Consider the following 21237-nt stretch of genomic DNA (forward strand, 5'->3'; position numbering starts at 1 on the left):
AGAGCATCTGATCCGCCAAAAGTCGATTCGTCCTCGCTTTCGCGCCGACTGCCAAAACGGTCCCGTTGTCCGTTGATGGTTAAAGGTCTGTTCCATTGGGAAGAATGACCAAATCGCGCACAGTGACGTTGCGCGAGCGCGTCAGCATGAAATAGACGGCATCTGCGACCTCCTCGGGCTCCATGAGACTTCCTGCCGCCAGCGCCTCATCCATCTTTTCCTTCGGCCAGTCTTTCAGAAGTGCGGTAACGACCGGGCCGGGCGCGACGGCGCCGACCCTTACGCCGTGCGGAGCAACCTGACGGCGAACCGTATGCACGAAAGCCTGAACGGCATGTTTCGAGGCGGTGTAGATCGGCTCCCAAACGACGGGGACAAGGCCGGCAATGGAACTGGTAAAGATGATGTCACCGGTCTTGCCCTCGATCATGTGTGGCAATACGGCGTGCACGGTCCTGAAAGCCGAGTTGATATTGAGGTTCAGCATACGATCCCAAGCGTCGGGATCGCCACTGGCGACCTCGCCACCTACATAGGACCCGGCGTTCGCGTGGAAGATGTGCAGGCGCTCACCATGCTCCAGAATCCCCGGTAGCATTGTTGCGACATTCGCTGGGTCCATAAGATCGATAACGAGGGGATGCGCCCGGGACCCAAGATCCGCACGAGCCGCCTCCAGTGCACCCGCATCCCTATCCACGAGAACGACATCGGCGCCACTGGCGACAAGCTTGGCGGCACAGGCAAGCCCTATCCCAGAGGCCGCGCCTGTGATGGCGGCCAATTTACCGACCAGTTCCTGAGACATGTGGGAATTCCTTTTCGCTGGGATGGATAGATTTGATGGGAATACCGGTCGTCGGTTTTACGCCCTTGGGAACAACACGGCCTGTGCAGGATCGAAGACGCAGGTAATCTGGCTTCCCAGTTCGACTGCCTCATCCTCAAAAAAGGCAGCGCAGATGTTTTCACCGGACGGCATCTGGAATCCGATGATCGTCTCCGTTCCCAGTCTTTCGACAAGCGTCACGACACCACCCAGCGATGCGGCAGACTGCACCCCCTCGCCGCGCTTCAGATATTGCGGACGGATGCCGAGGATCGCCTTGTCACCCTTGACAAATCCCTGCCCGTCGACCGCGATCGGGCGCAGAATGTCGGACGACACGTCAACCTTTCCAGAGCTCACTCCATCGACACGCACGTCGAGGAAATTCATCCTGGGCGAGCCGATGAAGCCGGCGACGAATTGATTGGCTGGTTTCTTGTAGATCTCCATCGGTGTGCCGATTTGGCGGACCACTCCGCCTTCGAGCACGACGATCTTGTCGGCAAGCGTCATGGCCTCAACTTGATCATGGGTAACATAGATCATGGTTGCGCCGAGCTCCCGGTGCAGCCGTGCGATCTCCACCCGCGTTTCCATGCGCAGTGCTGCATCCAAGTTTGACAGAGGTTCGTCAAACAGAAACACGGCCGGCTTTCGGATGATCGCCCGGCCAATGGCGACGCGCTGACGTTGACCGCCCGACAGTTGGCTCGGCTTTCTGTCGAGCAGATGCTCAAGCTGGAGGATGCGCGCCGCCTCCTGAACGCGACGCTCCACCTCGGCTTTCGGCGTCTTGTTCAGAGACAGACCGAACGCCATGTTATCGTAGACCGTCAAATGCGGATAAAGCGCATAGGACTGGAAGACCATGGCGATGCCGCGTTCGCGCGGTTCGGCCTCGTTACAGAGTTTCCCATCGATGTGGAGCTCTCCACCGGTGATGTCTTCCAGCCCAGCGATCATCCGCAGCAACGTGGACTTGCCACAGCCAGATGGACCGACGAAGACGACGAACTCCCCGTCCGAGACCTCGAGATCGACGTTCTTGATCACTTCCAAGCTGCCAAAACTCTTGTTTACGGATTTAAGTGCAAGACTTGCCACTGTGGTTCTCCTTCAGGACATATCGCGTACAAGGCGCGCAGTGTGTTGCAGGGCCTCGAAGGCCCGGTAGCGGCGATGGTGCAGTTCGGCGATGACGCCACTTGCCGGCAGGAAGGTCTCTCCCGGCTGCGACATGGCCTTCATCGCCGCCTGAAGGCTCAGCATCGAGCCGCTTGCCGCTGCCCCGAGCATTGCCGCCCCCAGCAGCACGGGATCGCTCTCGCGCTGAACAAGCACCGGAAGCCCCGTGCAATCGGCCAGCAACTGGCGCACGAGCGGATGGCTTCCAGCGCCTCCGCTAATCGCTATCGAGTCAATAGATGCGCCCTTCTGCCGGCTCGTCTCGATGATCTGCCGAAGGCCGTAACCGATGCTCAAGATGCCAGCCAAGTAGAGCGAGACGAGGCCATCGATGCTTCTGTCCATGGCAAGTCCGGCGATCAGGCCGCGTGCCTGCGGATCCGCCATCGGCGACCGGTTGCCCAAGAAGTCTGGGACGACATGCAAGTCCCCGGCAAGCAATGCCGCATCCGAGGGAGTCGAAACGCGTCGCGTCGCTTGATCCGCCAGCCAGGCCGGCAGCGGGCTCTGGCAACGGGCGGCCGCATCGCAGCCCTCCTGATACGCTGCGTGATGTGTCACCAGATGGTCGATGGCAGCCCCCGCGCCTGACTGGCCACCCTCGTTCAACCAGAGGCCGGGGATCATTGCGGAGAAGTAGGGCCCCCACACGCCCGGTATGAACAACGGCTCCATACTGCTCGCCATCGTGCAGGCGGAGGTTCCAAACACATAGGCAAGGCGTGCTGTGGCTTGGCCGTCCGCACGTGAACCGCCAAGCGACCCGACACCGCCCGCATGCGCGTCGATCAGTCCAGCGCCGACAGCAGTTCCCGGGTTCAGCCCCAGTTCTGATGCGGCTGACGCAGTCAATCCCGTGCCGAGCGCCTGGCCGCCGGGCACGACCGTCGTGCCGATCCGCTTGAAACCGTCTTCTGTAAGATCGCCGAGCCCGACCGCCTGGAAGTAAGTGTCGTCCCAGCGGCTCTCATGCGCGAGATAGGTCCACTTGCAGGTAACGGTGCAAACAGACCGATCCAAGCTTCCGGTGGCCTTCCAGGTGAGAAAGTCCGCGAGATCCATGAATTGCCATGCGGCGTCATAGGTCGTCGGCAGGTGCTCCTTCAGCCAGAGGATCTTGGGTGTTTGCATTTCCGGCGAGATCGTCCCGCCGACATATTTGAGAACGGGATGGCCGGTTGCGTTGATTCGCGCAGCTTGGTCAATCGCACGGTGGTCCATCCAGACGATGATGTTGCGGTCCGCATTGCCATGCGCACCGACCGCCAGAGGCTTTCCCTCCCGCCCTAAGACCACAAGCGAGCATGTCGCATCGAAGCCGATCCCGGCGATCTCATCTGGCCGTAGGTGGCTCTGCGCCACAGCTTCACGAACGCTGGAGCAGACCGCGCTCCAGATGTCGCGGCTAGACTGCTCGGCCAAATGCGCGCCGTCACGGAAAAGCTCGATGTCCCGCTTGGCGGTCGCGATCATTTTGCCACGCGCGTCGAAGATTGCAGCGCGCGCGCTACCAGTGCCGACATCGATGCCGATGAAATGGTTGGTCATGAGAACAGCCTTCAAGAGAAAGGGTGCCGGGCGAGTTTCGCCCGGCCCGACGGTTCAGGCCGCTTTTTCACGTCCACCTAGCGGCGTAGCACGCGTGCCGTCCGGATTTCGCAGATAAACGCCGTGCTCAAGCTGCTGTCGGCGAAGTTCGTCGATATCGATGTCCGCCGGCGCGCGATTGCCCCGCACGGAAATTTTTGCCGCGCGGCCCGCCGCCTCGCCCATTGCCATGCAGGTTGCCATGACGCGGATGGCGCCCATCGCCTCGTGCGTGGCGGAAATGCTGCGCCCGGCCACGAGTAGATTGCTCACCTTCTGCGGAACGAGCGACCCGTAGGGAATGTCGTAGCAGTCACCGCACCAGATGAGCGTGCAGCCCTCGTCAGAAGGTCGATGGATATCGATGGGATAGCTGGCGACAGCTATGGAATCGTCGAAGTGGCAGCAGCTCAGCACGTCTTCCTGCGTCATCATGTATTGGCCAACGATCCGGCGTGTTTCCCGGATTCCGATAAACGGCGCGGTCTTGGTGAAATGAGCGTGCTCGAAGCCTGGCACATAGTTGATCAGATAGGTGACGATGTCATCGATCTGATGACGACCCTCGATCTCTCCATTGGTCAGGCTTTTGGCATCGGTCCCGTCGGTTCCGGTGACCCGGGTCATATTGATCCACACCTCGCCCTTCTTCAGGCCGGTGATGATGATCGTGCGCTCATTGGGGATGTGAAGGCCACGTTCCTCTTGCGCCTTGGCAATCAGCTCGCGAAGCCCGACCACGATGAACTGGTTGTTTTGGCCGAAATATTCGGCAGGGATGAAATCGGTGAGGTAGGTCCGCTTCTCCGTTGCGATGCTTGTCCTGAGCTTTTCCGTATCGACGCCTGCCATGCAGAACATCAGGGTCGGCGGCTGCATGCCGCCATTGGCGTTGCCCTTTTCAGTCGGAACGCCGGCCTGGTAGGCAACGTCTGCGTCACCCGTACAGTCGATAACGACTTTCGCAAGAATGGCGGTGCGTCCGCTTTTGCTTTCGGTGATGACGCCGCGGATAGTATCTCCATCCATCACGACTCCAGCAAAGAACGTGTAGAAAGTCACATCGACGCCGGCTTCGGTCAGCATGTCGAGAGCGACGGTCTTGACCGCTTCCGGTTCGACAAGCGTAATACCCATGTGCAACGGACATGGTCTGTGCTCACTGGCACCATCCCTTTCGGTGCGCAGCCGCTGAATGAACTTCTCGGGCAGGCCATCGATGATTTGGTTGCCCTTCTGTCCAAGGAAGCCGAGCACCGGCAGGCCAATGGTCATATTGCCACCGACGAAGCTGCGGCTTTCGATCAGCCCGACGCGGAGACCATCTTCGGCCGCCGCCAGAGCGGCAGTCAGACCTGATGGTCCACCGCCGACGACCAGCACGTCGTATTCGGCGGACACGGGAAGGGTGCGAGCTGGTTCTTCGATGGAACGGGTTGCAGGATTCAACATGATTCAAACCTCGGTCATTGCGCGGCAGCTGTCTTGTGCGCGGTTCACTGTCATCACTGGTTCGGCGGCGTGCCTGACGCTGCGCCGCCGACGGGCTGTCTTCTTAGGCGGGCATCATGGGCTTCACGCGCTCGGCTATCGCGGCAACAGCCTCCTTCACGGGCTTGCGCCCGAGCACTGCCAGTTGCACTTCTTCAAGCATGGTAGCCTGCGCGCGCGCGGCTTGCGGAAAGGGTGGGAAGGCACCACGCGCGTTGGCAAGGACCGCTGCTTCCGTGGCAGCAAGCGGGTTCTTGGCCTTCAACGCGGCATCGCTGTAAGCCGATACCCGCACGGGTCCATTGCCGTTAAGGGCCATGCCGGTGGTGACGCGCTTGCTTGAAACCTCCTTGATGTATTTCCAGGCTAGCTCCTTGTCTTTGGCATTCTTCGGGATCACCATGCCCCAGGCCTCCACGACGGAAGCCATAGGCATCTTGCCTTTCAGGGCGGCAGAGATTGGAAATTCGACGGCCTTGATCCGGCCCGGATACTTGCTCTGCTCGGGATTGCTCAGCTGACCGTTGCGAGCAAACGGAAGCACCGTGAAAGCGGCGCGGCCCTGCTGCAACCAGGTGACCTGATCGTCATTCTTCGTCGTTGCATAGCTGCGTGGCAGGTTGCCGGCCTCGAACAGTGTCCGCAGCACATCAAGCCCTTTTTCGAACGCGGCTGGCTCGGGCATCAGCTTGAAGTCCGGGGTGATGAAGTCTCCGCCGAAGGCACGAGCGAACATCACCGGGAACACCGCCAGATCGCTTGCGAGGATCATACCGACAACCGGCGTTCCAGCCTTCGAGGTGAAGGTCGTTTTGCGCGCCTGCTCGACAAGCTCCTCAAGGGTCGTGGGAGGCGCCGTGATGCCGGCCTCTTCCAGCAGCGCCTCGTTGTAGAAGAGGCCCTGCGTCGCGTGACGGACGGGAATCCCGATTAACTTGCCGTCTACCGTCATGCCTTGGACCAGACCCGGCGCGATATCAGCGAAATCCTCGATCGCATCCGTCTTCAGCATGTCGTCCAGCGGTTCGAAGAGTGCGGCAATCTCCTTGGTCGGACGATTGTCGACCATGTAGCCGACGCCGTACTCAGTCTCTCCGAGGCTTGCTTCGCGGAACAACCGATCCTGAAGCGGATTTGAATCGAAGGTCGTGAAGGTCGGCTCGACACCGTTCGACGCCCTCCAGTCCTTCAGCAAATCGGCGTCGCCGGTGCCGAGAACCGTCTGGTGCACCTTGTGGCTGAGGATGTTCAGGACCTTGCCGGCTGAGAAGGACGGCCCGGCGGCCAAGACGGCAGCCCCTCCCAGGGCCGTACCCATGAACCGACGGCGTGTGACTGCATATGCGGATGTATCTGACATAGTTTCCTCCCTTGGCAGATTTTGGTTCACCCCTTCGTCGCTCCGGCTGTCAGGCCGGCTACGAGGAAACGGTTCATGAAGATAACGAAGAGCAGCACCGGCGCGAGTTGCACGGTCGATGCCGCAAAAAGGATGCCCCAGTCGACGCCATCGATCGAACCGATCATCTCCGAGATGACCAGCGGAGCGGTCTTTGCCTTGGTCGCGGTGAAGATGAAGGCGAACAGAAACTCGTTCCAGGCGAACACGACGACGAAGACCGCGACAGCAAGGATGCCCGGGGTCGACAGCGGCACGATGACCCTGCGCAGGATCGTCAGTCGCCCTGCGCCATCGATCATGGCCGCCTCGTCAAGTTCGCGCGGAATCTGATCGATGAAGGTCCGCATCAACACGGTGCCAAGCGACACGAAAAACGTCGCGTAAAGCACGATCAGCACGATATGCGTATCGTTGAGCCCCATCGCGTTGACGATCGGAAAGAGCGGGAGCGTGACGACAATCGGCGGTATGAGCCGCACGACGATCAGGAAAAGGACACTTCCGTTGAGAAGCCGGCTGCTGTTGCGGGAGTAGACGTATCCCGCACAGGTGCTGGCGACAACGGCCAGCGCCGCAGCGCCGGCAGTGATGATCGTGCTGTTCAGAAGGCCTTGAAAGAACACGCCCCATTGGCTCCAGAGGGATGCGTAGTGCTGGAAGGTCGGGACGAAGAGGTACTTTGGCGGCACCGCAAAAATGTCTTGGCCGGGTTTCAGCGAAGACATGACGATGAACGCAATCGGAAACAGAGACCAGAACAGGATCACGAGGACCGCAAATGCCTTGGCAAGACGCAAGGTGAGGCTTTTAGTGCGCATTGGCGTTCACCTGCTTGCGAAGAATGAAGATGTAGCCGGCCGCCAGCAGCAGCGAAGACAGCACCATGATCCACGCGGTGGCTGCCGCTGTGCCGAAGGCATTGAAGCTGAATGCTTCCTGATAGAGGTAGACGGCGACAACCTCCGTCGAACGCGCTGGTCCGCCTTGCGTCAGCAGCCACACTTCCGAGAAAATGCGGAAGGCGAAGATGTAGCGAAACAGCAGCGCGACAACGATCGCCGGCCCCATCAGCGGCAACGTCACCCGGCGAAACCGCTGCAGTGGGGTGGCGCCATCGATGCGGGCGGCTTCGTAAAGATCGCTCGGAACAGCAAGCCGTGCCGCGTAGAGGATAATGAACGTGAACGGCAGATGCAGCCAGATTGTCAGCAAGGCGATCAGGATCATTGCGTGTGTTGGCTCGAACGACCAATCAAGGATCGGCAGGCCCAACGCCTGCAACATCAGCGTGATTGGCCCTGCGTCCGGATCGAACAGGAAGCGCCACATGACGACGGCAATGACTTCGCTCACCGCATAGGGCGCCAGAACGGCAACCAGTAGAAACCGCCTGAACGGAATGCCGCTTGCGAACAGCAGCGCCATGCCGAGGCCGATGGCCAGTTCGACATGCACCGCCACCACGACCAGCACGACCGTATTCCGAAGGGCCCTGTGAAAAGCAGGATCGGAGATGACCGCGAGATAGTTGCGCCAACCAACGAAGGACGAGGATTGGCCAAAGCTCGATTGCCCAAGGCTGAGCCAGATCACGTAGACTGACGGTACGACGATCACGCTCAGGATCAGAATGTGAACGGGCGCCAGCAAGGGCAACAATTGTGGCAGACGTTTAGCACGCAAGTTTGGTCCTCCCGACCTTATTGCAAATGGGTATCTCAGACTTTGGGGGTGGCCCCACCAATGTCCTTATGGTGGATCTCGTAACCAGCCTTCTCCTCGATCGGCTGGTTAGCCGAGTGCAATGGGTCGCTGCCGATCTGACGGACTGAGTTCCGCGCTTGCAGCGACACGTTCAGAACGGTGTGGCGAGGTTCCTCAAGCTCACCTGCCATGCGAATGCGTAGCCTCTGCCAAATGGCTTGCGCCATGGCGTCGATTGGCTGGCGCACGGCCGTCAAAGGCACCTTGCGGGCGCTCATCCACACGTAATCGTCAAATCCAACCAAGGCGCTCTGTTCGGGCACATCAATGTGGTGACGAGCAAGTGCCGCAAGCACGCTGAGGGTGGTGACATTTGTCAGCCCAAAAATCGCGCTCGGCACCGGATTTGCCTCGAGCCAATTGGCGAAAATTTCTGCACCGCGCTCGGCATTGGATCCCAATTCAACGACGGTAGGTTCGCGACCATGCTGCAGGAAAACGTTGCGGACACCCTGGATCCGGTCCCTGATCGGCGCGACGGAAAGATCGGAGGCAGCGATAACGACATCGCGATGACCGAACTGCCGAAGGTGGTCGGCGACCATCTCACCCGCCTCGATATTGTCGATTGTCACCGTATCGGCGAAGGCCTCCGAAAGAATGACACGGTCGGCGAATACCAAAGGGATGGAGCCGGCTTCGTCGCGCAACAGATCCGGTATAGTGTCCGAGCACGGGATAGCCACCAAGCCGGATGGGCGCCATCCAAGCAGCGCCCGCAGCCTTGATTTCTCCACTTCGACATCGTCGCGTGAGCTTGTCACGATGACATCATACCCGTCCTTGCGTGCCATAACTTCGAGCCGCGACACCAGGGAAGTAAAGAAAACGTCGTCGAGATCCGGCACCAGTACGCCGACGACCCTCGCCTGCCCTGATCTCAGCTGTGAAGCAGCACGGTCGAGCTGGTAGTTGAGGTCCTTCGCGGCGCTTTCGACCTTACGGCGCAGATCGTTATTCACCGGCTTGCTGCCGCTGAAGACGTTCGAAACCGTCGCAATTGAAACGCCTGCGAGAGCCGCAACTTCTTTTATCGTGGATCTCTTTTTGGCCATAGGACTCACGTGTTAAACGTTTTACCGTTAAACGTTTAACAGCATGATCTGGTGTTCGCAAGCAAAAATTAATTTAAGACGGCGGCAGAACTGTCACCGCAGCTTTCCGCAGATCCCAGTCGCCGAAACGCCGGGCATCGTCAGCTTCAACCGGCAAGGTCCGAGCCTCCAATTTCCGCGGCTCTGATGAGAAAGTTCATCGCCGTTCGTGGCGACGCGAATCAGTGGCGCGTGTCTTGCGGTGCGAGTGTAACTGCCTCTTCGCCGCAGGTTTTCAAGGAAGATGCAGCAGCCATGCCGCGGTAAAGATTCGAATGTCAGTGTACCACGGGAACGTAAGAGACGATCGGCAATCCTGTGGCGTTGGCAGAATAAGCCTCGACTATTCTGCATCCTCAATACCGTCGTGACCACAAAAGCAACGCCATGCCGCAAGCTGCTGTGAGGGCCCCACCGACGATCCAGGGTCGTGGGTAGATCATGAAACTCTTGGCGGGATAGGGAAAGAAGCCGCTTCCTTGGGCCGCCCAGATCAGCCCGGCAACGATCAGCAGTAAGCCGAAACCCAATAACGCTTTTTCAGCCATCGCTGCCCCTTGCCGGCACGGTAGGCACCGCGGTGAATCGATCGGTAAAACTTTGCGTAGCTGTCGTAAAGACTTGTGTCAGACCCGGAGGCTCTGCGCGACTTACCCGGTCTTGCTGGTGGTACGATGCAGTAAACTCGGCAGTCTTTTCCGGGTTGTGTCGGCTGTGACTGGGCGCGAAGACGTCACGACCTGATCGGGCCACTGTTGCGCCCAGGGGTCAATACGACCCGCAAAGCAAGAGGATCAAAGGCATTAGGATCATCTCTTCGGCAGCCGTGATGGTGCCGGGACACTTCGCCTCCATCTTTCGTCACCGAAATAGCTCAGAATGTCCGAAGTTTGCTCCATCATAGCCGGGAGCGGCTTGTCCGGCAGCCTTCAAAGCATCTGCAGGCGGGCAGGATTCTATAACTTTGGATGTGGTGGCTTGAGCTTAGAGCGGCGGCAGCGTTCAGAACAGTACTTCACGTCGCTCCAGTTCTTGGCCCACTTCAGCCTCCATGCAAAAGGTTTTCCGCATGTCGCACACGTTTTTATCGGCAGATCCGCTTTCTTGACCATTCTCGCCATATGGATCCTCTCCTATTCAACGTGTTTACGAAAATGCTAACGAACCACTCGCCGCTCAGTTACCGAAGTGGCACTTCCACGAGCCCTACCCTATCTGGGGGAAGCAATCAGCGATTGGAAGCACCCGACTTCCAACTCTTTTCATGTTCGCTCGATCTATCTCCGTTCACTTTACGTTCCGCCTGCCCTATGACAGGCCAGTTTGCCATGTTTGAGACAGTGGATGATCAACCGATCGACTTTTGAATTTCTAGAGGAAGCCTCCAGTAATCACTTCGCCGAGTGGCTTGACGACAACCGAGCTAGACTTGATTGCGCGCGCCGCGACTTAATTGAATTCACCTTAGCGTTGGCTAATAGCACAGGGTCGATCGACAAGCGCGTAGATGAGGCCAACCGAGATCCCCGCAAATGTTTGAGTGCCGCGTCTATCTCGAAAGGCACCTGCTGCATCACGTTGCGAGTTTCGCCTTCGAAGAACGCAGCCGCGACATATTACATGCAAATCTCTCCGCACAGCTCATACAGCGGAGGCGGAGCGCTGCTACCCCCGCCACGGCTTGCCCGCATTTTGCGGCAAACAATCGCAAGCCACACCGGCAAATGGAGAGGGATCGTCGAGGGTCCATTATTTCGGACATATTTCCCAAATGGTCTGACGGGCGGTCATGATTTGAGCGCCAGCGGGTACGTCAGAAATCACGACGCGCTCGACTTTTTCAATCTCAAAAACTTCGGAGCCTGTCGCAACGTTTCTGACGAGATGCTCGTGTCCTCCAATCTTGTCGAGGAAATAGTAAAATCATTCGCCGCTGCCCGCGCGCTGGTCGATTACATCAATCGGGCAACGACTAAGCTCCCCGAGTCTCGATAACCGGAAGGCTCTTACGCGCAAACTTACTGACCCGAAGCTTATAGAGATGAAAAAGTAGGCTCGCGACTATCAGCACGGTCGGGATGTGCTTGATCGGTTTCCTGTCATTGAGATTGTTTAGGACGCTAAAAAGGTGGCCGCAGACGTCTCGGCATTAGAGATTTTGCTTGCGAGCACTTATACGGTAGGGACCGGCTCTCTCCCCCATTACGACAGATTTCCAGGAAAGGGTGATCTCTCGTCGCGCAATCAAGGCATCAACCGCTTCATGGACGGCTGGCATGTAGTCACGCCACTCAAGCGGAGCGTTGTGATCATTTGCAAGGCTGCGCGCAACTTCGCTCGGGCACGTCGTCCCATCAGGTCGACTGGCGACAAAACACAAAATGGTCGATTCCGCATTCGCGCTCATGGCTCGTCTTCATCTAATTGAACTGTCTCGCTGGTCATTTGAGAGTTACATTGTCTCAGCAAAGCATCAGGCAAGACCATCTCTGCGGAATACACCTCACAGCGGTGGTGGTGGACTGGACGGCTCCGTGTTGAGCTGGGGAGAGATCGACCTCCTTAAGGCAAAGCGATACGAAAACCTCTCATCTCCCTATGGCGACCTTCAGCGCTCCCCTTCAGTCCGATTAACCCGCAGCGGCTTGACAGTGTCTCTGCGGGTTAGTCCGATCAGATAAGGAGTAAAGGGTCGGCAGGGTTAGCGCCCTGTCGGCCGCTCCAAAAAACTCCGCCTCACCGCACAAACCGCTCTGAGACCGCCAACATGGTGACGGCTTGACCGGCCTGGGCGAGGAGCCCGTCGAAGGCGGCCCGATCGGCGTCCACGCCCTCCTGGAACGCCGTCAATGTAGGCCACCACAACTGGCGGGCGCCTAGGAACGGTGCGCCGTCGCCGTGCACCTCGGCGCTCGGCCGGTTCACCGCGTGACGCAGCGCGCCGATCCGCAGGCCGAGCTCGGCGTCATCAGCACCCGCCCAGCCGGGATTGCCATCGAGGTGCACGAACTGCAGGAGATGGATGCTGGTCGGCCGCTCCAGCACGTCCCATTGTCGATCAACGTCGGATACGGCACCCATTGGAGGCCGCGAGACGATTACATCCTCCTCGGTGATGAAGAAGATGACATTCGGCAGGTCTTGGAACAACGGCTCGTCGGGGCGGATGTTGTCGACGAACAAGGGCTCGTCGACCAGTGCGGCGGCGTCTTTCGGGGAGTCGAACGACGGCATGGCAACGCCGTCGTACTTGTCCTGACCCGGGCCGAGGCGGTCGGTGTCGAACTGGTGCCCTTGGACGTAGGTGAGCATGCCCGGGATCTGGCGGCCCATGGTGCCGTGCGGGTGACGCCAATGGTCGTGGAAGCGCTGGCGGTCGATATCGGGGCGGCGGGGGAGGAGGGCGAAGAAGCGGATCACGGAAGGTTCCTGACTGTGTTGTGTCGATTGACTTGGTTAAATTGATTACTTGCTGACTTTTCCCGGCTGCGGATGATCTTGCTGCTTGGGAGTGACCGAACGCCCTAACTTGATCGGCCGGTCACGTTACTTCACCGACGCTAGACGAAGCAGATCGGTCGAGCAGGCCGACGACGCCTGCCGCCCGCAGCCGGTAGTACGCGGGATGCGCCTCCTTCCTTGATTTGCGAGATAGGTATACTTCTGCTACTAAGTTGCAAGAACGCACTTACAGTCGCCTAGGTATCACCAAGGAAACCCCATGCCCGTCTGCCAGCACTTTGATGAGAACTGTCCCAGCCGCTCGCTGTTCGACAATATCGCCGACAAGTGGTCGATGATGGTGCTCAGCGTGCTGGACGCGGGACCTATGCGCTTCAATGGCATCAAGCGGCACCTGGGGGGCGTGACGCAGAAGGCGCTGACACAATGCTTGCGGCGGCTGGAACGCAACGGCCTCATTTCCCGCCGGGTCATAGAGACCTCGCCAATTGGGGTTGAATACACCATCACGCCGCTTGGCTGTTCGCTACTCGGCCCTTTTCAGGCACTCCATGCCTGGACCATGGAGCATCTAGATGCGGTGGAGCGCGCGCGCCAAGCGTTCGACGGCCGCGACGCCGCGTAACCGGATGCGCCGCCGATTTGACCTCAACAGCGACGTCCCGGCCTCCAAGGATTGCTGGACTTTGCTGGTCGGAGGTGAACAGGAATTGGGCTGGTCATAGGAGACAGCTTTTAAGGTTTGTCGAGCGTGACTTGCTCAAGAATACCTTTGACTTAGTTGGTGTTGAAAGTCCGCAACAACCTGAGAATTGCGCCAGCAGCGGACATGGCCTGGCGCGCGGTACGACCGCTCATGATACCGTTCTCTTTCTCCAGTTCCAAATTCATTATATATGTGCCGCGAAAAACCACTGGCTATTTTAGGCCATAGAGTACAAGTCAGCCGAGCACCGCGTTCTGGTTGATCAGCGTCTCCCGAAGCAACCGCCTTATGCGAGCAGGCAAGCTGGCTCGGCGGTTCCAAACGCTACAGGCATGCATTGGCAGGAGCGCTCCATTGCGAAACGCAATTGCGATTATTGGCCCTGGTCTCGGTGGCCTGACGCTTGCCCGTACTCCATCTCCACGGCACCCCCGCCACCATCTATGAAGCAGAGCTATCCGCGATAACAAGAGGACAAGGCGGGCTTCTCGATATCCATGAGCATAACGGCCAGATCGCTCTGAAAGCTGCGGAGCTCTATGACACCTTCCTTGATCTTGTCCCGCCTGGTGACGATGCAAACGCGTGGTCGACAAGGAAGGTCGTATTCTGTTCGACAGTCCCGGCAACCCTATCGGCAATCGCCCGGAAATTGACCGGAAAGACCTGAGAGCCATGCTTATTGGCTCGATTCCTCCCGAGGCGGTAGGGTAGCGTCACAAAGTCACGTCAATATCCTCACGCCTTTCGCGGGCGAAGGCGCAAACCTTGCCCTGTAAGATCGTGCAGAGCTTGCAAAAACTATCGTCTCAAAATCCGGCGGTGTGGAAACACAACTTGCAGCGTATGAGAACGACCTCCCTCTAAGGATTAGTGAATCTGCCGATCAGTCCGCGCGAAACTTGAGACTGTTTTTTGTGGATGACGCATCCTCATAGCGTTGTCGCCTTATTCAGCAGACATAACCGGAAATAATACGCAGTCGTCCACTGCGCGGAGGTGAACGTTCAATCCGTCCTGGCGCAACGAAACCCGACGTCTAAATTTGTGACGACTTGCTTGCTTGGCGCCAACAGAGGTCATGACAAGACGGTCAACGACGATTCCCCGTCTTGTCATAGCGTAGCGTGGCTGCCTCGACCTTCTCACCGTTAGCCGCTGCCCACGCGCACAATGCCTCAAACGGCTGCCGCAGAGAATGGCCCAGTGGAGTGATCGCATATTCGACGCCAATCGGCTGCGTCGGGAGTACGGTTCTCGTCACAAGGCCGTTCCGCTCAAGCCTCTTCAATGCGTCGGCCAGAGCCTTATGAGTGATACCGTCGAGACGCCGCTTGATTTCGTTGAAGCGCGCGGGTCGTGGACAGATGACTGTCAGTATCAGGATTGTCCACTTGTCAGCGATCTTATCGAGCACCGGGCGAACTAGGGGCATGTCGCAAAGCGCGCGATGAGAGAGGGCTTCCAAGTCGGTATACTCGTCCATATCTAGGCTATTCCAGGTGCGTAATTGATATCAGATATCCATCGTATATCATTCCCAGACTACTCAGTGAAAGGGATTTTCGATGGATCGCATGAGTAACAAGGTTGTATTGGTCGTTGGCGGCGCGAAAGGTATTGGCCTCGCGATTGCCGAGCGGCTGTCTGCAGAAGGCGCAAATGTCTTCGTAACCAGCCGTCGAGGTGAAGAGGCCGACAAGGCGGCCGAAGGCATCGGCCATGGCGCGGTCGGCATTACCGCCGACGCAAGCTCGCCGGAAGACATGGTCGCCGTTGTCGAACAAGTGCGCAAAGCATACGGTCGTATCGACGCGCTTGTTTTGAATGCAGGTATTTCCGAACCTTCGCAGATCACCGAGATTACACCGGAGCACTTCGACCGCCATTTCGACGTCAACGTTCGCGGAATGGTATTCGGCCTCCAGGCAGCTCTTCCAGCAATGCCAGAAGGCAGCGCGGTTGTCCTCGTCGGGTCCATTGCCGGGAACGCGGGTTACGCGGCTTACGGAAGCTACTGCGCAACCAAAGCGGCCGTTCGATCCTACGCCAGAACCTGGACGGCAGAACTTGCACCTAGGGGCATTCGGGTCAACGTCGTTGCACCCGGCCCAACAGATACGGATATGATGGCTGCAGTCGGCGAAGACACGCGCGCAGCAATTGTTGCGCCAATCCCGATGGGACGAATGGCGCGGCCTTCAGAAGTGGCTGCGGCGGCCTTGTTCTTGTTGAGCGATGACGCGAGCTACATCGCCGGTGCTGAACTATGCGTCGACGGCGGCTTGCGGCAGGTCTAAGAAGCCGCTGAAACGATGTACCCGTCCCAAATTGGTCGGGTACATCCTTGGTCCCTGCTAGGCTTTGGCGTCTTCCGTCGAATCCGGCATCGCGACGTATTCGTCGAGCACACCCGGACAGAAGCCACACAAGGTCTGATAGGCAGGCGTGTGGGCAGTACCGGTGCGCAGGCCGTCGATCAAGTCCGGCGTTGCCGCCGAGATGACGTTGGATCCCAATTCAAACCGTGCAGCACCCTCTTCGAGACCGACGACTTCTTCGGCAGGGTCCGAGCACGGCGTGAATCGGAGATTGTGAGGCGTCCGCGTCCTGTCTCGACAACCATCCTGTAACGGTAATCAGTGCGACTGCGTTCCCGTTTATCAAGACCACTTCGGACCAGGTCTCGGCACCTCGACGTCGTTCAGTTTCAAGTGCCTGCCGATTGCGTCTATTTCCCAGTGAACCGCGCCGGGTTTGCCGGAGGCTCCAATTTCTGAGAAAGTGGAGTCGTCATGACCAAGACAAAGAACGAGTTTTCACCTGAAGTCCGTGCGGTTGCCATCCGTATGGTGCTGGACAGCCAGCCGAGCATTCATCACGCTGCGCTGCCGTTTCATCTATAGCGGCCAAGATCGGCGGTTCGCCAGCCACGCTGCACGAGTGGGCGGGCGGGCGGGCGGCGCATGCTCGCCTTATCCTCGATGCCTTGCAGCAGGCCCTTCAAGCTCGGCGTGCCGCTCATCGAGGCGCCCTCGTGCATCACTCGGACAGGGGCGTTAAATACACCATGCAGTTGGCAGAAGCTGGCATCCAGCTTTCTATCGAAAGCGTCGACGACAGTTACGACAACGCCCTCACCGAAACGATCAACGGTCTCTACAAGCCGAGGTCATCCATCGGGGCGGGCCTTGGGGGAACTCCGAAGCGGTCGAATTCGTGATCAGTTGGAAAACACTGTTTCAGGCGGCTACAACCGTTCAATCTTGCAGCTTGGATCAGAACCGCTTGTATCGTTGATGGCCTGCTGTCTCGGTCGGTCAAGCATCTGCGATCTGCGACCGAAGTGTTGCGAGCGCTCGTTCGGCCTCAACGATATCCTTCAGTAGAAGCCTCTTCTGACGGTGGTCCAGCCCGCCGCCTGCCAACACAGCGTCCACAAGCTCAAGGATATCGGCCGCTTCGACCACGACCTTTGTCGCTCCCCTTTGTACCGCTTCGTTGGCAAGGCGTCCCTCGACCGGAGGCATTATACGCTCCGCTGCCATAAAGACGCTTCCGTCCAGAAGATAAGACGCCAGCCTCGGGTCCGGTAACAATCTGATCAGAGCCTGGATCTCGTCGGCGGAAAAAGGGCTGCGAGCAATCAGCCGGGAGTGAAGCGAGGCGTAGCTCATCCCCAAGGCGGCGGCCGCTTCCTCAACCGACATCTGCTTCTCCACCACGAGAAGCGTGTAGACTATGTGGGCAAAATCTTCGCCGCGGTTCATGAGGTCCCTCCTGAGTGTTGGATCGTCACACAGAGGCCCTGAGGCTGCAAGGCCGTCAAAACGGCGCACGCGTTTTGATCGCGAGAGCCCGTCTGAGATTCTATCTGCGCCGAGGCCGGCGTGACCCCCGTCGGCTGGGATGGTCCTGTGAAGTACCGTGCCGACCACATCATCATGGAATGACTATGCATTTCTGGATCATCATGTCCGTCACAGTCTTTGTGACAACCGTAGCGGCCATTGTCCTCGGCATATCACTTGCCGAAACAGGAAGACTTCACTTCGGTGCCTCCGTAGTTCTCTGGGCCGTCATCGGAGTTTTCATCCCCATGTGGCTGATCATCCGTCACGGACGAAAATGACGTCATGGCACCACCGGTCGCTCTTCTCCGCCAGTTAATCAACCAGGGCTGGGAGCGATGCTCTTGGCGTCGAGAGTGATCACCGCTGCAACGGTAAACGCCGCGATGGTGGCAAACAGGAATGCTCCAACGAAAATAGCGATGGCTTTCAGCGCGCCGACGCCAAGGTCGTGCCTGAACCAGCGGACCTGCGCCTGCGCGTACCAGATGGTGGCAACCGCCATTGCGACGACGCCGGCAAGGTTTCCTTGCTCCTGCGGCATGCTGAAGAAATTGAGGCCCAGCACGAGAAGGAAGGCGAAGGGTGCTGCGACATAGCACTGGCTGAAGAAGGGCGGGCGGAGAGAATTTCGGGTGATCCTGACCCTCTTCGATCGCAGCAGCGTCACCGCCATGCAGAGCGGAAAGATACCGAAGATCACCCCTCTTGCGATCAGAAGATTGGAGCCCGAGCCGAGCTCGCGGGCAGCTTCCGTCGGATCGTAGACCGATGGCAGTGCTCCAGACAGCGCCTGTGAAAGAAGCAACGTAATGAGCAGGAACAGGGGCGGACTAAGCGTGTCCTGATACTGTTCTTCCGGCTCGTCGGCGAGTTCGATGTCTGCGTAGCGCATCATGCTGAGTGGCCTGACGACGGCACGCCACATGGTAACGGGATAAAAGACCAACCACGACACCAGCTCGTAGAGAAGCTCTTCGAGCGACTTCAGCAGTTTCATGAAGTCCACGTGCCAGTCCTTCCCGTTGATGCTTGCGTGTGGTTGGACCCTCTTACCAGCGTCGGCGCCAGACGTCACTGTGCAGAGCCCGTCTTTGCGCGCAGGCGTGTAGCTGCCACAATGAAGGACGTGGCCGAACAGGCTTCCCATGTCGTTTCGGCTAATGTAGGTTTTTGAAATAGACGCCAGGAGGTCGTCACGTGAATTCGAGCAACTTCGTCAAGGTGCCAAGCCGTTCCAGAGACGTTGCTCGTAGATTGAACGGGAGGAGCCAGTCGATGAAGATGATGAAAAGCCTGATATTCGGGGTCGCCATGATGGCAGCCGTGCCCTCCGTCGCCGACGAGATGCGGCGCGAGACCGTTCGTTTTGCTACGGGATCCTCGAGCTCGACCATCAAATCATCGATCAAAGGCTACCAGACGGTTCAGTACGCGCTGTCGGTTACGGCGGGTCAGAAGATGAGCGTCCAGCTCGATTCCCGTAATACAAGCCTCTACTTCAATGTGACCGCTCCGGGCGCCGATGCGGCTCTCTACAATAGCTCGATCGATGGCAACGGCACCAGCATCACGATCCCGTCCAGCGGCACATATGTCATCGACGTCTACCTGATGCGCAATGCAGCAAGGCGCAACGAGACCGCGAGCTACGACCTCACGCTCTACGTCGAGTAGTCATCCGAACCGCGTGCGACACGGGCGTCCGGAAATGTCGAGGTTCGAAGGGTGATTTCAACCGATCGCGATTTCCCGTTCTACAACGGCAAGCCCGTCGAAATTGATGGACCGGGCTGGCTCCTTGTCATTGTATCGTTGGCGAGCGCTCTGCTTGTGCTCACCCTCGTTCCCCTTCGCACCTTCCCCTACAATCTCATTCCGGCGCTGCTGTTCGTCGCAGTCCCCGTGTTGGCGCTTCGCAAGGTAGCCGGGCCACACTGGAACTGCCTGTTCCGTCCTGTCGGATTTCGATCCGTGGGGCTGATGGTGCTGTTCGGGGTTGCTACGCTGCTGGGATCCATGGCGATGGGCTTGGTCCTGCAACAGTTTTTCGAACTTTACTCCAATCCCGTCGCGGATGCGATCGCCGCGATGTCGGCAACCCAGGTGAGTGCCACGCTTCTCGTGACCGGCATCCAGTTGGTAGGGGAAGAGCTTTTCGGAATACTGCCTTTCCTCGCTGTTTTGTGGCTGTGCGTACAGCGTTTGCACCTGTCACGAAGGTTGGGGATCGTTATCGCCGTTGTCGTTTCGTCTCTGCTCTTCGGCGCGGCGCATCTGCCGACCTATGACTGGCACTTTGCACAGTCTCTCATCGGCATCGGTTTTGCCCGCCTGATACTCACGCTCGCCTATATCGTCACGAGAAATCTCTGGGTCTCCGCGGGCGCCCATATCATCAATGACTGGACTGGATTTGTCTTCATGTTGGAGTTCGGCCACGTGCCGATCAACGCAGTGGAGTGAACCTCGAAGGCCAGTGGTCGCTAAGAAATCCACCTCATGGCCTTCGTGCCGCAACGTTCGAACGAAAGGACTTGGAATGCGTCTCGTAGCGAAATCTCTCATGGGCATGGTCCTGCTGTCGGCCCTCCCCGCGTCCGCAAACGACGTTCACCAGACGAAGTGCAAGGGCAACAGCGGAGCATGCATCCAGGAAGCCCAGCGCGTCTGCGGTGGTGAATACCACGTTCTTTTCAGTGAAAGCCACGCCGGAGGGCTCCTCGGCGACAGCGTTCCAGGACCGGTGACCTGGTACTCCATGAGCTACGAATGTCCGAACTCCCGTGGCGACAAGCCGGACTTCCCGTTCCGCGGCAACACGTATTCACCGCCGCCGGAACGCGACATCGAAACGAAGTCGCGGCAGAGGGTCTCCATCGGAAGCATGGGTAAATTCTGCCAGGGAGAAGCATCAGCCACGTTCGGCCGCAGGCCTCAGGAAATCCTTACTCTCCCGGTGGAGCGCACGGGGGGCGGGTTTACCGTCTACGGCCAGTTCCCACCCGAGGGATCGCGGGTCACCACGTTCGAGTGCCGCTTCGATTCGTCCGGTGCATTCAGACGCGTTGTTCGGGACTAGTTAAATGGACCCGATCTTGCGAAACCTATTGAAAGACAACCCTAGCCACATAGTAGTCCGGCCTCACAATCTCATATCTGGAGTTTCGGCGGACTACTTGGACCCCTTAAGCTGACGGTGCGATTGATTCATGCCGCTTTACGACCGTTACCTGCCACTGCGAACTTTCGCCAGAAATGTTTAGAGCCAGGACCGTTGAGCACGGACACATGAAGAAGCAGAGATTTACAGAGGAGCAGATTATCGGTGTTGTGCGAGAGCAGCAGGCCGGCGCGGAGGCGGCTGATCTCTGCGGGATGCACGAGATTTCCGAGGCGATATTCTAACTTTGCCGGGATCACCGCAATCGGCTGAAAAACTACGCGATGTGGAAGCTTCGCGCCTCCGGCGGTTGATGTCACCGAGCCAGTTGGCATATCGAAAATTGCCGTGGCTCTCATCGAAGCCAGATGAATGTTGAGTGGAAGGTTAGCGGCGCCGACCATCCATGGCCGTCTTGCCGCCATTTCGGCTGCCCAAGACGCGTCGCGCTAGGCTTCAAGGGAAGTGCGGAGTGAGCACTCAGCGGATTTTCTCCACAGACGTTCCGCCGGAGAATTTAATGCCAGCGGACAAAACAAAATTCCTGCGCTGCGAAGCCTTGCTGGCCGAGCGCAAGCAGGAATGGATGCTGTTACACGTTTTGTTGGTTGCGGGGGCAGGATTTGAACCTGCGGCCTTCAGGTTATGAGCCTGACGAGCTACCGGGCTGCTCCACCCCGCGCCAAGCGAATTTGGCGTTGCC

The 21237-nt window shown here is 58.4% G+C and carries 22 protein-coding genes, 1 tRNA gene and 2 pseudogenes; 8 read left to right on the forward strand and 17 right to left on the reverse strand.

Annotation, left to right across the window (positions count from 1 at the left end):
- Nucleotides 1-79: 79 nt before the first annotated feature.
- From G6K99_RS21720 to G6K99_RS21765, 10 genes are all read right to left on the reverse strand, one after another.
- Entirely contained in the window at nucleotides 80-808 is a 729-nt protein-coding gene (locus tag G6K99_RS21720; RefSeq protein ID WP_113111311.1) for an SDR family oxidoreductase, read from the reverse strand.
- Nucleotides 809-865: 57 nt separating this feature from the next.
- Nucleotides 866-1933, reverse strand: a complete 1068-nt coding sequence (locus G6K99_RS21725) for a sn-glycerol-3-phosphate ABC transporter ATP-binding protein UgpC (RefSeq protein ID WP_174197856.1) — start codon at nucleotides 1931-1933, stop codon at nucleotides 866-868.
- 12 nt (nucleotides 1934-1945) lie between these two features.
- Complete coding sequence (locus G6K99_RS21730) at nucleotides 1946-3562, reverse strand: FGGY-family carbohydrate kinase (protein ID WP_174197857.1); 1617 nt, start codon at nucleotides 3560-3562, stop codon at nucleotides 1946-1948.
- Nucleotides 3563-3616: 54 nt separating this feature from the next.
- Nucleotides 3617-5053, reverse strand: a complete 1437-nt coding sequence (locus tag G6K99_RS21735; RefSeq protein ID WP_174197858.1) for an FAD-dependent oxidoreductase — start codon at nucleotides 5051-5053, stop codon at nucleotides 3617-3619.
- Nucleotides 5054-5156: 103 nt separating this feature from the next.
- On the reverse strand, nucleotides 5157-6452 hold the full coding sequence (locus G6K99_RS21740; RefSeq protein ID WP_174197859.1) for an ABC transporter substrate-binding protein: 1296 nt from the start codon (nucleotides 6450-6452) through the stop codon (nucleotides 5157-5159).
- A gap of 26 nt (nucleotides 6453-6478) precedes the next feature.
- Nucleotides 6479-7312 (reverse strand): carbohydrate ABC transporter permease, encoded by an 834-nt coding sequence (locus tag G6K99_RS21745; RefSeq protein ID WP_174197860.1) that lies wholly within the window; start codon nucleotides 7310-7312, stop codon nucleotides 6479-6481.
- Nucleotides 7302-8177: a carbohydrate ABC transporter permease gene (locus G6K99_RS21750; protein ID WP_174197861.1), complete on the reverse strand. Its 876-nt coding sequence runs from the start codon at nucleotides 8175-8177 to the stop codon at nucleotides 7302-7304. Before G6K99_RS21750 ends, G6K99_RS21745 begins: the two co-directional genes overlap by 11 nt.
- 35 nt (nucleotides 8178-8212) lie before the next feature.
- Entirely contained in the window at nucleotides 8213-9313 is a 1101-nt protein-coding gene (locus G6K99_RS21755; RefSeq protein WP_174197862.1) for a LacI family DNA-binding transcriptional regulator, read from the reverse strand.
- Nucleotides 9314-9708: 395 nt separating this feature from the next.
- The gene (locus G6K99_RS21760) at nucleotides 9709-9900 is read right to left on the reverse strand and encodes a hypothetical protein (RefSeq protein ID WP_113111303.1); all 192 of its coding nucleotides are present in this window, start codon (nucleotides 9898-9900) and stop codon (nucleotides 9709-9711) included.
- Between the two features lie 408 nt (nucleotides 9901-10308).
- Nucleotides 10309-10473, reverse strand: coding sequence for a DUF2256 domain-containing protein (locus G6K99_RS21765; RefSeq protein WP_113111302.1), 165 nt, complete (start codon nucleotides 10471-10473; stop codon nucleotides 10309-10311).
- Nucleotides 10474-10696: 223 nt separating this feature from the next.
- On the opposite strand from G6K99_RS21765, the gene G6K99_RS21770 reads away from it, so the two are divergent.
- Entirely contained in the window at nucleotides 10697-11347 is a 651-nt protein-coding gene (locus tag G6K99_RS21770) for a DUF2461 family protein (RefSeq protein ID WP_174197863.1), read from the forward strand.
- 154 nt (nucleotides 11348-11501) lie between these two features.
- Here the strand turns inward: G6K99_RS21770 and G6K99_RS23585 are convergent, their stop codons facing one another.
- Entirely contained in the window at nucleotides 11502-11759 is a 258-nt protein-coding gene (locus G6K99_RS23585; RefSeq protein WP_174197864.1) for a DUF3253 domain-containing protein, read from the reverse strand.
- Nucleotides 11760-12088: 329 nt separating this feature from the next.
- The gene (locus G6K99_RS21780; RefSeq protein ID WP_174197865.1) at nucleotides 12089-12772 is read right to left on the reverse strand and encodes an EthD family reductase; all 684 of its coding nucleotides are present in this window, start codon (nucleotides 12770-12772) and stop codon (nucleotides 12089-12091) included.
- Between the two features lie 301 nt (nucleotides 12773-13073).
- Between G6K99_RS21780 and G6K99_RS21785 the strand changes: the two genes are divergently transcribed.
- Nucleotides 13074-13439, forward strand: coding sequence for a helix-turn-helix domain-containing protein (locus tag G6K99_RS21785; RefSeq protein ID WP_062460141.1), 366 nt, complete (start codon nucleotides 13074-13076; stop codon nucleotides 13437-13439).
- Between the two features lie 1174 nt (nucleotides 13440-14613).
- On the opposite strand, the gene G6K99_RS21790 is transcribed toward G6K99_RS21785, so the two are convergent.
- Nucleotides 14614-15006 carry a helix-turn-helix domain-containing protein gene (locus G6K99_RS21790; protein WP_113111298.1) on the reverse strand — a complete coding sequence of 131 codons (393 nt, stop codon included), beginning with the start codon at nucleotides 15004-15006 and terminating at the stop codon, nucleotides 14614-14616.
- A gap of 82 nt (nucleotides 15007-15088) precedes the next feature.
- On the opposite strand from G6K99_RS21790, the gene G6K99_RS21795 reads away from it, so the two are divergent.
- A complete protein-coding gene (locus G6K99_RS21795; RefSeq protein WP_113111297.1) occupies nucleotides 15089-15820 on the forward strand; it encodes an SDR family NAD(P)-dependent oxidoreductase in 732 nt (243 codons plus the stop codon).
- A 57-nt stretch (nucleotides 15821-15877) separates the two neighbouring features.
- Here G6K99_RS21795 and G6K99_RS21800 read toward each other — a convergent pair whose 3' ends face one another.
- The gene (locus G6K99_RS21800) at nucleotides 15878-16039 is read right to left on the reverse strand and encodes a hypothetical protein (RefSeq protein ID WP_174197866.1); all 162 of its coding nucleotides are present in this window, start codon (nucleotides 16037-16039) and stop codon (nucleotides 15878-15880) included.
- A 425-nt stretch (nucleotides 16040-16464) separates the two neighbouring features.
- Between G6K99_RS21800 and G6K99_RS21805 the strand changes: the two are divergent.
- Nucleotides 16465-16763: pseudogene (locus G6K99_RS21805) on the forward strand (IS3 family transposase); the annotation flags it as partial.
- 77 nt (nucleotides 16764-16840) lie between these two features.
- Here the strand turns inward: G6K99_RS21805 and G6K99_RS21810 are convergent.
- The gene (locus G6K99_RS21810; protein WP_174197867.1) at nucleotides 16841-17290 is read right to left on the reverse strand and encodes a phage regulatory CII family protein; all 450 of its coding nucleotides are present in this window, start codon (nucleotides 17288-17290) and stop codon (nucleotides 16841-16843) included.
- A 400-nt stretch (nucleotides 17291-17690) separates the two neighbouring features.
- Nucleotides 17691-18380 carry a permease gene (locus tag G6K99_RS21815; protein ID WP_174197868.1) on the reverse strand — a complete coding sequence of 230 codons (690 nt, stop codon included), beginning with the start codon at nucleotides 18378-18380 and terminating at the stop codon, nucleotides 17691-17693.
- Between the two features lie 269 nt (nucleotides 18381-18649).
- On the opposite strand from G6K99_RS21815, the gene G6K99_RS21820 reads away from it, so the two are divergent.
- The 4 genes and pseudogenes from G6K99_RS21820 to G6K99_RS21835 form a co-directional block, all read left to right on the forward strand.
- Nucleotides 18650-19048 carry a DNA breaking-rejoining protein gene (locus G6K99_RS21820; protein WP_174197869.1) on the forward strand — a complete coding sequence of 133 codons (399 nt, stop codon included), beginning with the start codon at nucleotides 18650-18652 and terminating at the stop codon, nucleotides 19046-19048.
- A 51-nt stretch (nucleotides 19049-19099) separates the two neighbouring features.
- The gene (locus tag G6K99_RS23590) at nucleotides 19100-19837 is read left to right on the forward strand and encodes a CPBP family intramembrane glutamic endopeptidase (RefSeq protein ID WP_200933918.1); all 738 of its coding nucleotides are present in this window, start codon (nucleotides 19100-19102) and stop codon (nucleotides 19835-19837) included.
- 76 nt (nucleotides 19838-19913) lie between these two features.
- Nucleotides 19914-20453, forward strand: coding sequence for a hypothetical protein (locus G6K99_RS21830; protein WP_156466544.1), 540 nt, complete (start codon nucleotides 19914-19916; stop codon nucleotides 20451-20453).
- A 209-nt stretch (nucleotides 20454-20662) separates the two neighbouring features.
- Nucleotides 20663-20776: pseudogene (locus G6K99_RS21835) on the forward strand (transposase); the annotation flags it as partial.
- Nucleotides 20777-21139: 363 nt separating this feature from the next.
- On the opposite strand, the gene G6K99_RS21840 reads toward G6K99_RS21835, so the two are convergent.
- A tRNA-Met gene (locus G6K99_RS21840) sits at nucleotides 21140-21216 on the reverse strand.
- Between the last annotated feature and the right edge of the window lie 21 nt (nucleotides 21217-21237).

The organism is Neorhizobium sp. AL 9.2.2 (assembly GCF_013317225.1).
Lineage (GTDB): Bacteria > Pseudomonadota > Alphaproteobacteria > Rhizobiales > Rhizobiaceae > Neorhizobium > Neorhizobium soli.

Excerpts from the sequence above, each read along its gene's own strand:
- G6K99_RS21765 (WP_113111302.1), bottom strand. The coding sequence starts at position 10,473 with ATGGCGAGAATGGTCAAGAAAGCGGATCTGCCGATAAAAACGTGTGCG.
- G6K99_RS21760 (WP_113111303.1), bottom strand. The coding sequence starts at position 9,900 with ATGGCTGAAAAAGCGTTATTGGGTTTCGGCTTACTGCTGATCGTTGCC.
- G6K99_RS21790 (WP_113111298.1), bottom strand. The coding sequence starts at position 15,006 with ATGGACGAGTATACCGACTTGGAAGCCCTCTCTCATCGCGCGCTTTGC.
- G6K99_RS21785 (WP_062460141.1), top strand. The coding sequence starts at position 13,074 with ATGCCCGTCTGCCAGCACTTTGATGAGAACTGTCCCAGCCGCTCGCTG.
- G6K99_RS21745 (WP_174197860.1), bottom strand. The coding sequence starts at position 7,312 with ATGCGCACTAAAAGCCTCACCTTGCGTCTTGCCAAGGCATTTGCGGTC.
- G6K99_RS21755 (WP_174197862.1), bottom strand. The coding sequence starts at position 9,313 with ATGGCCAAAAAGAGATCCACGATAAAAGAAGTTGCGGCTCTCGCAGGC.
- G6K99_RS21720 (WP_113111311.1), bottom strand. The coding sequence starts at position 808 with ATGTCTCAGGAACTGGTCGGTAAATTGGCCGCCATCACAGGCGCGGCC.
- G6K99_RS21740 (WP_174197859.1), bottom strand. The coding sequence starts at position 6,452 with ATGTCAGATACATCCGCATATGCAGTCACACGCCGTCGGTTCATGGGT.
- G6K99_RS21795 (WP_113111297.1), top strand. The coding sequence starts at position 15,089 with ATGGATCGCATGAGTAACAAGGTTGTATTGGTCGTTGGCGGCGCGAAA.
- G6K99_RS21830 (WP_156466544.1), top strand. The coding sequence starts at position 19,914 with ATGCGTCTCGTAGCGAAATCTCTCATGGGCATGGTCCTGCTGTCGGCC.
- G6K99_RS21735 (WP_174197858.1), bottom strand. The coding sequence starts at position 5,053 with ATGTTGAATCCTGCAACCCGTTCCATCGAAGAACCAGCTCGCACCCTT.
- G6K99_RS21730 (WP_174197857.1), bottom strand. The coding sequence starts at position 3,562 with ATGACCAACCATTTCATCGGCATCGATGTCGGCACTGGTAGCGCGCGC.
- G6K99_RS21770 (WP_174197863.1), top strand. The coding sequence starts at position 10,697 with ATGATCAACCGATCGACTTTTGAATTTCTAGAGGAAGCCTCCAGTAAT.
- G6K99_RS21820 (WP_174197869.1), top strand. The coding sequence starts at position 18,650 with ATGAAGATGATGAAAAGCCTGATATTCGGGGTCGCCATGATGGCAGCC.
- G6K99_RS23585 (WP_174197864.1), bottom strand. The coding sequence starts at position 11,759 with ATGAGCGCGAATGCGGAATCGACCATTTTGTGTTTTGTCGCCAGTCGA.
- G6K99_RS21810 (WP_174197867.1), bottom strand. The coding sequence starts at position 17,290 with ATGAACCGCGGCGAAGATTTTGCCCACATAGTCTACACGCTTCTCGTG.